A 15474-nucleotide genomic window follows, 5' to 3' on the forward strand; every position below is an offset into this window, starting at 1 on the left:
AAGCTAGTTCACACTAGCTCTTTGTAAAAGCGCACCCATTCGTTAGAGATGGTTTTTGATGAAAAATTATCCTTTATATATGTAATACCGCTTTTTCCTAATGTGTGTCGTAGATCGCTATCTTTAGATAAGATGCTCATTTTATCGTATAAATCGTCTACATCTTTCACTTTATGCCTCAATCCAGTTTTGTTGTCCACTATAGTGTCCATTAAACCATATGCATCACTACATATAACTGGAATACCGCACGATGAAGCTTCAATAACACTCATCCCAAAACCTTCTCTGTAACTTGGCAAGCAAAATACATCGCTAGCCTGGTAGAATATTTCGGGGGTATCTGTAGTACCTACAAAGTCAAAATGCTCTCTGTTGTTTATAATTTCATCTATCTCGTCGAAAGCTCCTTCATCATTTCCAACCAATAATAAATAAACGTTTTCATTTTCTGAACGAAGCTTTTGATACGCCTTTGCCAATTCAATAATACCCTTATCTTCTGTTAATCTACCAAGAAATAGATAAACAACAGTATCTTTCGATATGTTGAGTTTTTTTCTAACTTGTTCTCTTACATCTGCGTTGGGAGAGAATTTTTCTATATCTACACCACTAATGGAGCCGGTGCCTAAAACTTGGCCTTGATTTGCTTTAAGAACCTTTTCTGAAATCAGGAAATTTCTTTGAGAATTTCCGTCAACTAAAATATGCGTTGAAAAACTTACAATAATCTTATCTAATACTTTTAAAATAGATCTGAAGGTACCCGTTTTTGTAGCCCATACTTGTCCTGTGAAAATATGGATTCGTGTTTTTATTCCAGCTAATTTTCCAGCAATAGCAGTAGTTAAACCCGCTTTTGGTGTAAGCGAGTGTATAGAATGAAATTTATTTTGCTTAAAGTATTTATATAAATCATAAATAGCTTTAATATCTTTTATAACGTTTATGTTTCGGTTAATGGATATACTTTTATAGCTATTATATTCGAAGTTATCCATAACATCTCTGGTTTTGTCATCAATATTGGCGACAAGATAGATATTGTAATCCTCTGTTAATTTTTCAAAATGGTTTTTTAAAAAATAAAACGAGTAGGGCGATGATACAATAAAACAAATATTTTTTTTCATAATCGGTGTTATGTGTATTTCTACTTAAAAATAACCTTATGCAAAGGTCGTGTAACTTTAAATAACCAAAAGTTATGTAAAAAGATTTTTCTAAAAAGATCTTTGGATTTCTCCGATAGCGAATGGCTCACATGTAAAAGATCTTCACTTTTTAATCGGTTTTTTACTTCTATGATTTGTTTGTAAGGTCTGTTGTTTTTTACGAGTTGGTAAAAAATGGTGACATTGATAAAGCTTAATCGAAACCCGAAGTATTTTTCTGTTTGGTCATTTTGCTCAGCTTTTTCGCTTAACGATTTAGTGATTTTAAGAACCTTTATTAAATCCTGAAGCATTTTTTCTTTTTTTGCTTCACTCGTATTTCGTGTAATGGAATCGGGCGATTGCAAATAATGTGCTCCTATATTTTTAACTCCCATAACCTTATTGGCCTGATAAAATACACGGGTGTTAAATTCGAAATCTTCAATGTAGATCTTTTCCAGAAATAAATTATCGACTAGCAATTCTCTTTTATATAGCTTGTTGCATGCCGAGTTCATGTATTTGTATCTGTTACAATAATCTACGCCATTGTAAACTTTGCCATCGCTATCCATTGAGACTTCGTATGCAATTTCCCCATCTGGTAATACACCTTGGGAGCCAAATTCTAGGACATCTAATTCATTTTGAATAGCAATGTCTGTAAGAGGTTTAAAGGCATCGGGTAACAGGTAGTCGTCTGCATCAAGAAAAAGCAAATAGTTACCATTAGCATTTTGTATTCCTGTATTTCTTGCACCACCTAAGCCTTTATTCTTTTGAGATATTACCTTAATGTTTGTGTGTGTGTTTGCTATCTCGTTTGCTAAGGATAAACTGTTGTCTGGCGATTCATCATTAACCATGATTATTTCAAACTCATCTTCGTTTAAACCTTGGTTAAAGGTAGAAGCAACACACTTTTCAAGGTATTGCTCTACATTGTACATTGGTATGACTATACTTAATTTAATCATTATAAATAATTGTAATAAAGGAACATAAGATACGTGAACATAAAATAAAACAGTAACACTTTTCCAATAACGATATGCTGTCTTTTGAAAAACTTTTCGGATATAAACGGATATATAATGACCAGTGGCATTAAAAACCAGGATAGATAGGCGAATCTATTCGAAAAGTTTGCTCTAATAACTAAAATCCAAAAGGCATTAGCTGTTAGGTAGATATTGAACAATTGAATGAAAATAGGGTCTTGATATTTCTTCTTAAAAACAAAATAAGCACCACTTACTACGGCGAACGAACTGTAAAAAAGAAAATCGAACCTAAAACTAGTATTTGCGAAATCCTGATGTTTATCTCCAGTTAAATAGCCGCTTAATCTGTCGTCGGCAAATCCTAATTGGGCGAATAGGTTTTCCCAAAAGCTACCTAATGCTAATGATAACGGTATGGCTAATACCCAGCCGTACATGTACCATTTAGGGTTTTTAACAAAAAGCGTTAATATGTATGCACCTACAGGTAACAGCATGGTTTGATGAAATAAGCAGGATATTGCTGCAACAGGTATAAGCACTGATTTTCTATCGTGATAGGCTAAAGCTAATACGAATAATGATGTTGCCATCCCATTTCTAATACCATTAACGCCATAAGTCCAAAATGAAAATGAAACCACAAACATGAAGAATGCATAAAACCAGTATTTTGCAAAGAATCTTTTTGAAGCTATAAAAAGCGGTACAATGTAAATCACCTCACATAACAGGAAAAAGCCATTAACGGGAATAACAGCCGAACATATTTTCATGAATTGATGAAAGAACAAGTCGTTCTGTATCGTTATTTCACCGCCCGCAGCATAGTTATTATATATCCGTGCATAGGTAATCATATCGACAAAATACTTACCACTTATTGGGCGTAAGCCCATATATAAAGTTAATGATACCAGAATAAAATATCCCATAAAACGGATATAGCCGATATTTTTCCTTTCGTTTATATCCAATAGAAATGTATGGAATAGGGTAACTAATGCTATAGCAAAGGCAGAGTAAATAAAAACCCTATAATAATATTCTAATGGTATAAGTTCTAGCATACTTTACTAATGGTTATTTTATGTTTAGATATTTCTCTGAAACAACTTCAACATCAAATTTATTAAGCAGTTTGTCTCGCTCATTTAACAAATTGTCTTTCAATTTAGTTGATTCGAGCGCATATTCAAGGGCGTCTGCAAATTTTTCTTCTTCAGGTATTGAAACATCTTTTTTAGGAATTCCTAAAGTGCCTTTGTATAGGTTGGGGGTTACTATTCCCGATTCAACAAATACGTTATCATGTTTAACATCATGCGACTGTAAACTCATTAATTCTATAATACCATCGGTACAATATGAGGATACTACAGGTGTGCCAACAGCTATCGATTCTACAATAACGTTTGGTGTACCCTCGTAATGGGATGCCAATGCTAGAACGTTTGCTTGTTTTAAATATTTATAGGGATTACTTTTTCTTCCTAAAAAATGAATATTATTGATAACATTATATTTATTGGCAAGCTCCTTAACATAATTCGTTACTGCCATATTGCCGTCTCCAACAAAAATGAGATTGGCATCTACACTTTTTTGTTGTAATAAATGGAAGGCTTTAATTAAATGCCAGGGTGATTTTTGGACAGATAACCTTCCAATAAACAAAATTGTCTTTTTTGAAAACAATTCCAGTTCTTCCTTATCGTCTATAGATTCTTCGGATAGCTCTACAAGTCTGTTTACATTATGAGGATTGTAAATGACTTCTATTTTCTCAGGAAATTTAAAACCACAATTCTCAATTAAATCGCGTTTAATATCGTTACTAATGCAAACAACTTTGTTGAATGCTCCATACAATTTTTTGTAGCTAAACCTGATTAGTTTGTTAAAACTATTGTTATCGTTTAGCTCAACGCTTTTAAGGGCATGTATGCTGCTTATTTTGTTTTCTTTGGTAAATGTTAGCGAACTGAATATATTAGCCATATCTCCGAACGCAATGGAGTGTGTGGCATTTTCCTTTTTTAAGATTTTTCTAATTTTAAATGGTGCTAAAACATAGAATAAAACTCTTTTTAAAGGGTTTAGTTCGTAAAAATCCTTATCGCTTAAAAAATATTCGTCGTTATCGTTAAAGTTTATAATGTCGGTTTTTAGCTTAATTAACTTAATGGCCTTAACATTATATCCTTTAGATCGATAATGATTGTAAAATGTAAGTGCTAAACGCTCCATGCCTCCAACACTTCCATATGGCATTATTAAAACAATGTTTTTCATTTTAATGTATTAAGCTTTTAAACAGGTTGTCCCATTTCTCCATAATCTTAACTGGTAAATAGTTTTTTGCTTTTACTTCTGCTTTTTGTCCCATGTCCTTTCTAAGCTCAGGGTTTTCTATAAGCTCGTTAATTGATGTAGCAAAACCTTCAACATCTCCGTTCTCAACTAATAGTCCGTCTTGACGTTGCGAAATTATATCTGATGGCCCATGTGGACAATCAAACGATACGCAGGGTAATCCATAAGCCATGGCCTCGATAAGCACCATGCCAAAACCTTCAAAACGAGAGGACATCACATATATTGATGCCTCTTTATACTTGTCCTGAATATTTTTTACTGGTTTATGGAAATTCACACTATCTGATATGCCTAGTTCGTTTGCTGTTTCTTGCAGATGTAAGCTTTCATCAATTTTCCCAAAGATCTTCAATGTCCAATCGGGATGTTTTTCTGCTACTTGTTTCCAACTTTGCAATAAACGCTCGTATCCTTTTTGGTAAGATTGTCTTCCAACGGCTAGAACCGTTTTGTTGCTTAGTTTTGAAGGTTCATCAGGAAGAAAGGGCAGGGGGTTCGATATTACCACCATGTTTTTCAACGCCCATTCATCTAAATTACCGTTTGTAAGCACCACAAAATTATCATACTTTTTAGCTGTATATTGCATTAATGCATATTTAGCTTTTTGAAAGATTGATGCGACAAAACTAGTTTTATCTGTTGTTACTTCTACTTGCTTAGAAACGTGTCTTTCGTAAATCATCGGGCAAGGTTTTTTTATAAAACGTGGTACAAAAAAACCTTTTAAACCATCATCGCACACCGAAATAACATCTGGACTTACCTTTTTTACAATGTTTCGAATGCCTTTTAAATATTGAGAAAAGGCGCTGAAAGCATTGCCGTTCGTAGTAATGTCATGATAAATTAACTTATCACTAAAATTATAAAACAACGGTGTGTCCCTTTGGTTGAGTGTTAATATATGCACTTCGTAACCAAGCTCGTCGGCTAGATAGCTGGCTTTAATGGAAAGTACTCTTTCCAGCCCAGCAGCTCCACAAATTTGATTAGTTATGTACAATAGTTTCATAAGCTTATATATCTTATTTTACAAAAGCTCTGCACTTTTCTTTTAATGGTTCAGCTAACTTATGGTGTAATCCTAAATTGGTAACAGAGGTATCTTTGTTTATTTTACCTTCTAAATCAAAATTAGCACTCCAGCTACCATCGTCGTTTACGTCAATTCTATTGAACAGCTCTAAAATACCATCAAATCTACAAGTGTCTACAAACGTATTGAAGCTGTTTAAAAAGATTACTGGCGTATTCATGGCTAAACATGGTAAAGCACAATGAATTCTTGATGTGATAACCAATTTTGCTTTGGCGTATTTTTTCAAACATTCTTCGGCATATAGAAACTTTTCTTCTTCGGTTTGTTGACCTGGAGGAAGTATTTGAGTTACGTAATTAGCGCTTTCAAGTAAGTCTTGATCTACTACTTTTTTAAGCTGATTGTTTATTTTTCCTAATTTGAAGATATCACCATTAAGTGTACTTCTAACCAAGTGTTTTGCACTTAGGGATACTTTTTCTTTAGTGGGGTAATTGTAAAAAGGATCTACAATATAAATATCGTCACCTCGCTCGGAGTCGTCAACTTTATAGTTGTCTAAAGTAAGCGTTAAACACCCAGTAAAATAGGCGTCGATTCCCTTTTCTTGAAGTATTTGTACAGTATATTTATCTCTACACCCAATAGGTTGGTGTTTTTTAAGGTAGGCGATACCTTTTTCGCTAAGCATGAATGGTGCCGCAGTATTATTCATGTGAAACGACACGAATAAAGGCATAACGTCTTCACTAGGTACCCAGTGCATAATGTTATGGGTAAACCACCCGTTCATAATTAACTTGGTAGGTCCTTTTGCGTATTCCCCTAATTTCTCTCTGTTCATAAACTCGTCAACAGCAGGTAAATATTGCCTTGCAGCTAAACTTTGAACATAATCGCCAACGTTATATTTTTCTTTACTTTCTCTGTATGTTAGTAGTCCGTGTTTCATATCTTATTGTATCTTATTCTTTTGTAAAATTCATATAATTTTGAAAATTTATTACGAATAATAAATTTCTTTATAGCTAGCTTATTTACTTTTTCTTCGTTTTTATTTATAATCTGTTTTAAATCTAGTGCAACAAATTTCTTTAAAAGCTCTTTTTCTTTTCCCTCATCTTCAATAACAAAGAAGGGCTTGTTTTCTTTTACTTTTTCCTGTAAACACCACCATTCGTACTCCAACCCTTTGCTCATTGTTGTGTTTTCGTTGAAATTTGAAAAGATACGATCGTAGAAGTTGTCGGGTACTTCTAATCCGAACTTTTCTGGGTTATCGTTAGCCAAGATAATACCTAAAATGGTTCTTTGGCATTTGGCACATTTATTACAGTTGGCGCCATTTCGTAGTTCGGAATAACACACTCGTAATTTTATAGATGTGTTGTTGGTGTTAACATAGGAAACCACGTTTTCAACTTTGTTGGTACGTCTTAAATGGTATCCATCGTGGATAACATTACAGGTGGCCCATTTCATTTTTTCGTCTATATTCGGACTAGAGCCCCAACCAAAATCAACTTCGTTAGTATTTGATGATCCTATGAGGATATTATCAAAATTCAACTTATAGCTTAATGGCGCTAAAACGCCCAACAAAGCCATGCCATGCTGAATTTTACCCCACCATCCTATATCTACCAAAAGCTCAATTTTATAAGTGTAAAAGTCCCTTACATTGGTTTCTATATATTGAAGCATATCGTTTGGAACAATGTGCTCTTCTTTATTAAATCTTTTAAAATCTTCCCAACGCTTGGTGTCTCCAATTTCGATATCTGCACCATGAATTGAAATTAGGTACGGGTTTAAATCATAATTTCTGGTATATGATTCGAATGAGTCTAAACCACCGCTAAATAATAAGGCAGATTTGTTTTCACTAATTGTATTCTTAATTAGGGACTTTGCAACTAGGTCACCTTTTAAGCTTTTGTTGGGATGGTATTTTGTGAATTCTTCTTTTAAATTAATTAAAGCATTGTAGAACGTTTCGTCAACTTCATTTATATGTACATCGAATCCAACAAACCATGCGATAGGCATTAAGTTTGCCAAAAGTGGTATTACTGCAATGCTTTCTGGGATATCGCTTACGTTAATTTGATACTTAGAGTAATATGGATTATTTAGGTTGAAGTATTTTGAAAATGATTTGGCAACGCTATAGTCATAGCATATTTTTTTGCCATCATCTTCAAAACTTATCTTATTTAATATAAAGCCTTCCATGATTATTTTTTGTTTACTTTGTTTAATACGGATTTAAAGGAATTTTTAAACAATTCTTTTTCAAAGTCGATCATTCCTAAAAAGTAAATTATAAGCCCGTATGCTACGGTGTAAGTTGTTCCTTTTATTACAAAATTCACCCAGCCGTCTCCAGGTATATAGTTTACAAAATAGCTTAAGCCAACTACTATTAGTAAGGCTAAACAGGTTTTGTTTAGTAGTTCTTTAAAAAATCTTATAATGTTCAATCCTATAGTTTTGTGGTAATAAAAATTCATGACATTTTGAACAATTAACCATCCGGATATAGAACCAGACATCATACCAATAGCCCCATAGGGTTTTGCTAGAAAAGCGCCTGTGGCTGTTCCTATTATCATAAAGGATAAATACAGAATAGCTTTGAACGATAATTTGTTTTTGGCTTCTAGTATTGAATTACCAAACCCTTGAATTAAAGGTAGGGTATAGGCTACCATAATCATTAATGCGATTATCCAGGATTCGTAACTGCCTTCTTCTCCTAATTCACCACCAACCCATAGATTAACAAATTGTCTACCTAAAAAGATAAAAGCAATTAGGATATACATTAATATTATAAATGATATTCTTCCAATTTTAATCATCATGGAGGTGAGTTCTTCACCCGTTGCGTTACCAACAGACATTTGCGTTGCTCTTGGCAGAAAAACACTGGATATGGCTGTTGAAAAAGCGCCGTAATAGGTTCCTAAAAGAATACCTATACCGTAAATGGTTAAGACTTCTGGGGTACAAACACGTCCTAGTACCCAATGGCCTGCTTTCCATTGAAAAAGTGCTACCAAGGCGAATACAAAGATCCAGGTTGAGTAACTAAAAATATGCTTTACAAATTTAACCGAGAACTCATGTAGCTTTATTCTAATTTTAAGTTTCTTAAATACGTAGTACGCCGTTATTGAAATAATAAGAATATTGAACACGGTTTCGATAACAACGAGGGCAATGGCTTTTCCTCCAAATGATAAAACAGCAACAATGGTTAAACAACGCATAAGGTATCTAACAATATTAAGCGCCTTAGGAAAGACAAATGCCTCGTAGCCATAGCACATTCCTGTTAATGAACCTCCTGGTAGTCCTATAGCTAAATTGAATATTAACAACACAAAAATAACTCGGGCGATTTCAATTTCTTCGGGAGTCATTTTTGTAAAATAAGAATCTATATAGTTGTAAAATATAGCTCCCAAAATGATTACGATTGTTGAAATAATCGAGTAAAGAATCATTGTTGTAGCCAGAAAATTTTCAAGTCCTTTTTTGTCTTTTTCTGCTTTATATTTAGCTACAAACCGTATGGTGGTATTGTTTAGTCCGAAATCTAAAAGGGAAATAGTACCTACCAGTGCCCCCACGGTTAGGTATATGCCATATTCATTTTTTCCCAAATGATTCAATATGAATGGAGTCATCAATAACCCTATTACATTGGTTAAAAATATGGTTACGTAATTTAATAATGCTCCTTTTTTTAGTTGGCTCAAAACTCTAGGTTTTATCTGGTTATCAGATTATAATTTATAATCTTCCATTCACATTTTCATTAAGTACCCCTTTAACGTCGTATAAAATTCCGTTAGGGGATAGTAATGATTTTAAATCTTCTTTTAAAAAGGCATTATGAGCTACGGTTAAAACGACAGCTTCAAATGTGTCTTTTGGTAATTTAGTTACTGTGGTTAAATCGTATTCATGTTTTACTTCCTCAGGATTAGCCCATGGGTCGTATATGGTAACTTCTGTTCCATAGCTTTTTAGCTGATTGATAACATCTACGGCTTTGGTATTTCTAACATCCGGACAATTTTCCTTAAACGTTATGCCTAATACTAAAACTTTAGCTTCTTTTATTCGTATGTCGTTCTGCACCATAAGTTTAATAACCTCTGCTGCTACGTATTGCCCCATACTATCATTTACACGACGACCGGCTAAAATAATTTCCGGATGGTAACCTACTTCTTGAGCTTTTTGAGCTAGATAGTAAGGGTCTACACCAATACAGTGCCCACCTACAAGCCCCGGTTTAAATGATAAAAAGTTCCATTTGGTGCCTGCGGCTTCTAATACCGATTGTGTATCGATGTCTAGTAAATTAAAAATTTTAGCAAGCTCATTTACAAATGCAATGTTTATATCGCGTTGTGAGTTTTCGATAACTTTTGCAGCTTCAGCAACCTTAATGGTTGGTGCTAAATGTGTTCCAGCTGTAATAATACTGGCGTATAAGGCATCAACTTTTTTGCCTATTTCGGGTGTTGATCCTGCTGTAACTTTTAATATCTTGTCTACGGTGTGTAATTTGTCTCCCGGATTTATACGTTCTGGTGAATAACCCGCATAAAAATCTTGGTTGAATTTAAGCCCGCTTATCCTTTCAAGAATTGGTACACACTCATCTTCTGTAACGCCGGGATAAACTGTTGATTCGTATATAACGATATCTCCTTCTTTTAAAACCTTGGCTACAGTTTCACTGGACTTATATAGTGGTGTTAAATCAGGTTTATTGTTCTTATCGATAGGGGTAGGAACTGTAACAATATAGTAGTTGCAGTCTTTAATGTCTTCGGTGTTTGAAGAACAAAATAACCCAGCATCGTTATTTAAATTGTTTTTTAAAACAGGTTTTAAAATGTCCGGTTCAACTTCTAGAGTAGAATCGTTACCTTGCTTTAATTCATTAATTCGTTTTTGATTAATGTCAAAGCCAACAACGGCATATTTAGTTGCAAAAAGTCTTGCCAAAGGTAAGCCAACATAACCTAACCCTATAATAGCAATTTTGATATCTTTCATTTTCTATTTTAAAATATCCCTTATTTTAAATTTTCCCAGTACCATTTTATAGCTTCTTTTAAGCCTTTACTAATATTGTACTCAGGATTGTAATTCAATAATTGTTTTGCTTTGTCTATAGAAGCCATAGAGTGGGGGATATCTCCAATTCTATTGCCTCCGTGTTTTATTTCAATGTCTTTTATTGCGCTATCAAATTCAGACAAATATTCTTTTAATAATATAGTTAACTCCAGTAAAGTGGTTCTTTCGCCATGGGCTACATTATATACGGTGTTTAATGCTTCGGTATTTGTTGTGGTTAATGCATTTATATTCATTTGAACCACATTGTCTATATATGTAAAATCCCTCGAGTAACTTCCATCTCCATTAATAATAGGGGATTCATGTTTCATAAACTGCTTCACGAATTTAGGTATCACTGCGGCATAATCACCTTCTGGGTCTTGTCTTCTTCCAAACACATTAAAATACCTCAATCCTATAGTGTCTAAATTATATACGGAATGAAAAACATCTGCATATAATTCATTTACATATTTTGTAATAGCATAAGGGGAAAGTGGCTTTCCAATAGTGTCTTCAACCTTAGGCAATGCTTGATGGTCTCCATAAGTAGAAGAGCTGGCGGCGTATATAAATCGTTTAACACCAACTTCCTTAGCTGCTACAAGCATATTTAAAAACCCGGACACATTAACATCGTTTGTGGTAATAGGATCTTTAATTGACCTAGGGACAGATCCTAATGCTGCTTGATGCAAAACATAATCGACGTTTTTGCAGCTTTTTCTACAATCTTCAATGTTTCTTATATCTCCTTCTATTAATGTAAAATTATCGTCATTAATAAAAGGTGCAATATTTTCTCTTTTTCCGGTTGAAAAATTATCAAGGCAAACAACCGAAATACCGTGGCTTAGTAAATACTCACATAAATTGGAACCAATAAATCCTGCTCCTCCAGTTACAAGAACTTGCTTACCTTTTAATATGTCTAATCTTTGATAGGCCATTTCGCATTTGGAGGTTTAAAATTTATTCCCGACAAATATTAAAAAAATAAACTTAAAAGGTTAACTAAATATACTAAGGTTTAGTTTTTCCCGATGAAATTCAAAAATGTGTTAAAAAAACCGATTAAGTAATGATTTTGGTTAGTTTTTAAAGTTAAAAACACACCTTAATATACAGTATTACAATTACAAGTGGTTTTTTGTTGAGCAAGGCCATTTTTCAGTTTAAACTTACAGTGAAATCAAACCATAAAAATCGATGATATGCGTAGTTTTACTATTAATGAAAAACAAAAATGTAGTTAACCGATTTTAATTACAGTTTTAGCGAAATAACAGTACTATACACTTTTTGCTTTAAAACAATTACTAAATTTACACCGTTAAAAACAAAATTGAATTGATTAATAGCGTTATTGATTTGATTAAAATTAAATGAATATTTAAAGACACAAAATCTCTCATATAGTTTAAATTGAAAAATTTTAGATTATATTTTTTTAAATCCATTTAATGATAATTCAAAATCGAGCTAATAATTTAAAATTAATTTTGTTGTAATGTGTACGACGAGGGGATCATCAGGAAAAATATTTAGTTTTTAATAACGTAGTAATTATGCTATGCTAGATATCCTATGTCCTAAAAGTTAAGTTTAATAATTTTTTTGAATTTTAATGTTGACTAAAACAAAAATATATTTATCGTCCCCTCACATGGGAGGCTCAGAACAAAAGTTTGTTGATGAGGCTTTTAGAACGAATTGGATCTCCCCACTTGGACCAAACGTAGATGGTTTTGAAGAAGATCTAAGACAGTACTTAGGGAACAATAAATATGTAGCAGCATTAAGTTCTGGAACTGCTGCAATTCACTTAGCATTACAATTACTTAATGTTTCAAAAGGCGACGAAGTAATGTGCCAGAGCTTTACGTTCTCTGCTTCGGCTAATCCTATTATGTATCAAGGAGCTACACCTGTATTTATTGATAGCGAATCTGATACATGGAATATGTCTCCAGAATTACTTGAGGTAGCTATTAAGGATAGAATTGAAAAGTATAAAAAACCAAAGGCTATTATAGCAGTTCACTTATATGGTATGCCTTATAAGGCAAATGAAATTAATGCTATTGCCGAGAAATACGAAATCCCAGTAATTGAAGATAGTGCAGAGGCTTTGGGAAGCACCTATTTTGGTAAAACATGTGGTACGCTTTCAGATATTGCCATTTTATCTTTCAACGGAAATAAAATAATTACCACTTCTGGTGGAGGCGCTTTAATAACTAATGACTTGGAGTTGAAAAACAAAGCTGTTTTCTTATCAACCCAAGCTAGAGATAAAGCACCTCATTACGAGCACTCAACTGTAGGTTTTAATTACAGAATGAGTAATGTTTTAGCGGGTATTGGTCGCGGACAAATGGAGGTTTTGGATGATCGCGTTAAAGCCAGAAGAGAAAACTATAATTTTTATAAAACAAACTTATCTAATATTGATTCAATCAGCTTTTTAGAAGAACCAGAAGGATTTTTCTCAAACAGATGGATTACATGTATTAAAACAGACTCCTATGAAACCCGAGAAGCAATAAGACATGCTTTGCTCGAAGATGATGTAGAGTCCAGACCCCTATGGAAACCCATGCATGTGCAACCTGTTTATAAAGATTGCTTGAATTTTACAAATGGTATTTCGGAAGACCTCTTTGATAAAGGGCTTTGTTTACCAAGTGGCTCGGATTTAAGTCAAGATGACTTAAATAGAATAATTAACTTAATTACAAAAACTCTCTAATCTTATGATAAATAATTACTTTTCTTACATTTCTCAAAAGCATGCGTCGAAGTGGCTTGTTTTTGGTATTGATATGGCTATTGTTTTATCAACCTTTTTTCTGGCCTATTTTATTAGGTTTAATTTTACATTGAATTTTGACTTAAAGCAATTTTTGATTCAGGTGCCATTTTTGGCAGCTGTGGCTTCTTTTAGCTTTTTATTAATAGGTTCTTTTAAAAGTGTTATTAGACATACAGGGTTTACTGATGTTGTAAACTTATTTAAAGCAATTGCTGTTATGTCATTAGTTTGTATAACTGCGGTATCGGTTAACAGAACTTTAGGGATCCTTCCTGAGTTTACTATACCAATGTCTATTATAGTTATGCATGCCTTGTTAAGTTTTGTTGCACTTAGTGCGAGCAGATTACTTTTCAAAATGACTTATAAGTATTTAAAATGTAAATTTATTTCGTCAAAAAATGTTTTAATCTATGGTACTGGCGACTCAGGCATAGTAACTTACAATGCTTTAATTAGCAATGTGAGTACAAAATTCCAGGTTGTTGGATTTGTTGATGATAACTCGAAAAAGAAAGGAAAATCAATAAACGGTATTTCTATTATTTCCAAAGATAGAATCAATAATGCTTTCATTGAATCAAATCAAATAGATGAATTAATCATTGCTTCAAAAAACATAGAAAAGGAAAATTTAATCGATTTCGTGAACTTAAACATGAAAATCACTAAAGTTCCACCTATCGAAAATTGGATTAATGGCGAACTAAATGTTAAGCAAATAAAACAAGTGCAAATAGAAGATTTATTAGGAAGACCTCCTATTCAAATAAACAATCCTAATTTAATAAACGAATTTACTGGCGAAACTGTTATTGTTACTGGTGCAGCAGGATCTATTGGAAGTGAGCTGGTTAAACAACTTTCTAATTTTGCCGTTAAAAAATTGATCTTAGTAGATCAGGCTGAATCTGCGCTTTACGATGTGCAACAGGAATTAAAGCAAAGAGGTAAACATAATTTTGTTGCTATTGTAGCAGATATTCGTGATGGTTTAAGAATAGATAATATCTTTCAAAGCCATAAACCAACTATGGTTTTCCATGCTGCTGCATATAAACATGTACCTTTAATGGAAAAATCGCCATACGAAGCTATTAAGATTAATGTTAATGGTACTAAACTTTTAGCAGATACAGCATCGCGTTATAACGTGAAGAAGTTTGTTTTTGTTTCTACAGACAAAGCTGTAAACCCAACAAGTGTTATGGGAGCTACTAAGAGAATGGCAGAAATGTACATTAGCTGTTTGCAAAAAGAGAGCAAAACCAAGTTTATTACAACGCGATTTGGTAACGTATTAGGATCTAACGGATCTGTTATTCCATTATTTAAAAGACAAATTGAAAAAGGTGGGCCACTTACTTTAACTCACAAAGATATTACCAGATATTTCATGACAATCCCTGAGGCATCTCAGTTGGTGTTAGAGGCTGGAACAATGGGTAAAGGTGGTGAAATCTTTATATTCGATATGGGTGAGTCTGTTAAGATATACGACTTAGCTAAGAACATGATAAAGCTTTCAGGACTTAGATTCCCAGACGATATAGATATTACAATTACAGGATTAAGACCTGGTGAAAAATTATATGAGGAGTTATTAGCTAATGGTGAAAACACATTATCTACATACCACAAAAAGATATTAATTAGTAAAACCAGGGAATTAGATTACGAAAAAATCAAAGCAGAAATCGAAGAACTATGTATTACAAATCGTTTCCAAAATAACAATATTGTTATGAAAATGAAACGATTAATACCAGAATACAAATCTAACAATTCAGATTACGAAAGATTTGATAAGAGAGTTCAGATTTACAAAAAAGCCAAAGGGATAACTGCAAATAGAGCTGATAAAAATTACGGTAACCTGTAATGCACTATTGTAATCTATAATTTCCCCAAATAAAATATTAA

General features: G+C 33.2%; 12 protein-coding genes. 2 read left to right on the forward strand and 10 right to left on the reverse strand.

All coding sequences use genetic code 11. The features are described from left to right. Positions 1–8: 8 nt before the first annotated feature. The 10 genes from C1H87_RS00425 to C1H87_RS00470 are packed head-to-tail and all read right to left on the reverse strand — an operon-like array spanning position 9 to position 11686. Positions 9–1136: a glycosyltransferase family 4 protein gene (locus C1H87_RS00425; protein ID WP_102753922.1), complete on the reverse strand. Its 1128-nt coding sequence runs from the start codon at positions 1134–1136 to the stop codon at positions 9–11. Positions 1137–1156: 20 nt separating this feature from the next. Beyond that, positions 1157–2137 carry a glycosyltransferase family 2 protein gene (locus C1H87_RS00430; protein ID WP_102753923.1) on the reverse strand — a complete coding sequence of 327 codons (981 nt, stop codon included), beginning with the start codon at positions 2135–2137 and terminating at the stop codon, positions 1157–1159. After that, positions 2137–3234 (reverse strand): EpsG family protein, encoded by a 1098-nt coding sequence (locus C1H87_RS00435; RefSeq protein ID WP_102753924.1) that lies wholly within the window; start codon positions 3232–3234, stop codon positions 2137–2139. The genes C1H87_RS00430 and C1H87_RS00435 overlap by 1 nt, the downstream gene beginning before the upstream one ends. A 13-nt stretch (positions 3235–3247) precedes the next feature. Beyond that, entirely contained in the window at positions 3248–4459 is a 1212-nt protein-coding gene (locus C1H87_RS00440) for a glycosyltransferase (protein WP_102753925.1), read from the reverse strand. 1 nt (position 4460) lies between these two features. Further along, positions 4461–5558: a glycosyltransferase family 4 protein gene (locus C1H87_RS00445; protein WP_102753926.1), complete on the reverse strand. Its 1098-nt coding sequence runs from the start codon at positions 5556–5558 to the stop codon at positions 4461–4463. A gap of 13 nt (positions 5559–5571) precedes the next feature. Continuing rightward, positions 5572–6537, reverse strand: coding sequence for a polysaccharide pyruvyl transferase family protein (locus tag C1H87_RS00450; RefSeq protein ID WP_102753927.1), 966 nt, complete (start codon positions 6535–6537; stop codon positions 5572–5574). Further along, complete coding sequence (locus tag C1H87_RS00455) at positions 6534–7820, reverse strand: hypothetical protein (protein WP_102753928.1); 1287 nt, start codon at positions 7818–7820, stop codon at positions 6534–6536. The genes C1H87_RS00450 and C1H87_RS00455 overlap by 4 nt, the downstream gene beginning before the upstream one ends. 2 nt (positions 7821–7822) lie before the next feature. Further along, complete coding sequence (locus C1H87_RS00460; protein WP_158655071.1) at positions 7823–9352, reverse strand: lipopolysaccharide biosynthesis protein; 1530 nt, start codon at positions 9350–9352, stop codon at positions 7823–7825. Positions 9353–9386: 34 nt separating this feature from the next. After that, on the reverse strand, positions 9387–10667 hold the full coding sequence (locus C1H87_RS00465) for a nucleotide sugar dehydrogenase (RefSeq protein WP_102753930.1): 1281 nt from the start codon (positions 10665–10667) through the stop codon (positions 9387–9389). A gap of 20 nt (positions 10668–10687) precedes the next feature. Further along, on the reverse strand, positions 10688–11686 hold the full coding sequence (locus C1H87_RS00470) for an SDR family oxidoreductase (RefSeq protein WP_102753931.1): 999 nt from the start codon (positions 11684–11686) through the stop codon (positions 10688–10690). A gap of 677 nt (positions 11687–12363) precedes the next feature. Here C1H87_RS00470 and C1H87_RS00475 point away from each other — a divergent pair. Next, complete coding sequence (locus tag C1H87_RS00475; protein ID WP_102753932.1) at positions 12364–13488, forward strand: DegT/DnrJ/EryC1/StrS family aminotransferase; 1125 nt, start codon at positions 12364–12366, stop codon at positions 13486–13488. 4 nt (positions 13489–13492) lie between these two features. After that, positions 13493–15433 carry a polysaccharide biosynthesis protein gene (locus C1H87_RS00480; protein ID WP_102753933.1) on the forward strand — a complete coding sequence of 647 codons (1941 nt, stop codon included), beginning with the start codon at positions 13493–13495 and terminating at the stop codon, positions 15431–15433. The last annotated feature ends 41 nt before the right edge of the window (positions 15434–15474 follow it).

Source organism: Flavivirga eckloniae (genome assembly GCF_002886045.1).
Taxonomy (GTDB): domain Bacteria; phylum Bacteroidota; class Bacteroidia; order Flavobacteriales; family Flavobacteriaceae; genus Flavivirga; species Flavivirga eckloniae.